The 1,597-nt window shown below is 68.3% G+C and carries 2 protein-coding genes; both read left to right on the forward strand.

Translation table 11 applies throughout. The features are described 5' to 3' along the window. Positions 1 to 95: 95 nt before the first annotated feature. Complete coding sequence (locus tag ADK54_RS44825) at positions 96 to 1,217, forward strand: IS630 family transposase (RefSeq protein ID WP_053725555.1); 1,122 nt, start codon at positions 96 to 98, stop codon at positions 1,215 to 1,217. A gap of 22 nt (positions 1,218 to 1,239) precedes the next feature. Beyond that, positions 1,240 to 1,542 carry a hypothetical protein gene (locus ADK54_RS45880; RefSeq protein ID WP_159047734.1) on the forward strand — a complete coding sequence of 101 codons (303 nt, stop codon included), beginning with the start codon at positions 1,240 to 1,242 and terminating at the stop codon, positions 1,540 to 1,542. Positions 1,543 to 1,597 lie beyond the last annotated feature (55 nt).

Consider the following 1,597-nt stretch of genomic DNA (forward strand, 5'->3'; position numbering starts at 1 on the left):
CTAGTGCTTTGACCGCGTAGGTTCGCCGTGTTGGTGCTCATGGTCCTTGGGCCGGTTGGATGTGACGACATGTCCGATCGGTGCGGGGAGGCGGGATGGCGGAGCTGGTCAGGGTCCGTACGTTGACCGAGCAGGAGGGGCAGAGGCTGCAGCGGATCGTGCGTCGGGGCAGTACGAGCACGGTGCGGTTCCGCAGAGCGATGATGCTGCTGGCGTCGGCGGGCGGGAACAGCGTCCCGGTGATCGCGCGGCTCGTCCAGGCGGACGAGGACACCGTCCGCGACGTGATCCACCGCTTCAACGAGACCGGGCTGGCCTGCCTGGACCCTCAGTGGGCGGGAGGCCGTCCCCGCCTGCTCAACCGTGACGACGAGGACTTCGTCATCCAGACGGCCACCACCCGCCCGGCCAAGCTCGGCAAGCCCTTCAGCCACTGGTCGATCCGCAAGCTCGCCGAGCACCTGCGGCGCAACCTCGCCCGTCCGATACGGATCGGCCGCGAGGCCCTGCGCTGCCTGCTGCTGCGCCGCGGGATCACCTTCCAACGGACCAAAACGTGGAAGGAGTCCACCGACCCGAACTTCGACGACAAGCTGGACCGGATCGAATACGCGCTCCATGCGCGCCCGGACCGGACCTTCGCCTTCGACGAGTTCGGGCCGCTGGGCATCCGCCCGACGGCTGGGGCCTGCTGGGCCGGGCAGGGAAGGCCGGACCGGTTGCCGGCGACCTACCACCGCACCCACGGCACCCGCTACTTCCACGGCTGCTACTCGGTCGGCGACGACACCCTCTGGGGCGTCAACCGGCGCCGCAAGGGCATCTCCCCGACCTGGGCCGCGCTCAAGAGCATCCGTGCGGCCCGCCCGGACGGCGCCCCCATCTACGTGATCCTGGACAACCTGTCCGCCCACAAGAACTGGCGCATCAGACGGTGGGCGGCGCGGAACAAAGTCGAGCTGTGCTTCACACCGGCGAACGCGTCCTGGGCCAACCCGATCGAGGCGCACTTCGGGCCGCTGCGGCAGTTCACCTTGGCCAACTCGAATCACCCCAACCACATCGTCCAGACACGGGAGTTGCATCGCTACCTGCGCTGGCGCAACCAGAACGCACGGCATCCCGACGTCCTGGCCGCCCAGCGCCGTGAACGCGCCCGCGTCCGCAGCGAGAAGGGCCTCCGCTGGGGAGGACGGGCACTGGCCACCGCTGCCTGACCAGCTAACCGATACTTCCTCCATGGGAAGCAGAAGGAAGCCGTACTGGCGCACGTTCGGGACTCCGAAGACGCTCGTCCTATACCGCACGCCAGACAAGTGGCGGTTCGCCCTGCACTTCGAAGCACCGGGCGGCACCGCCGACGGTGCGCTCGATCATCCCGCTCCCTCATGCGAGCCCGAGACAGCACAGGCCGCACTCCACCGCAGGGCCGAAGAGCTGACCCACCGAGAGCTGGAAGTCTCGTGGCAGCCCACCGATCAACCGGACTGGTGGACCGGAGTTGTCACCAAGGCCGGACCACTCTCCGATGCCGATCGCTGAGCCGCCCTCGACAGGCACGCAGCAACCCGGTGAACCTATGCGGTCACAGCACTAG

The sequence above is a fragment of the Streptomyces sp. WM6378 genome (assembly GCF_001279695.1).
GTDB lineage: Bacteria > Actinomycetota > Actinomycetes > Streptomycetales > Streptomycetaceae > Streptomyces.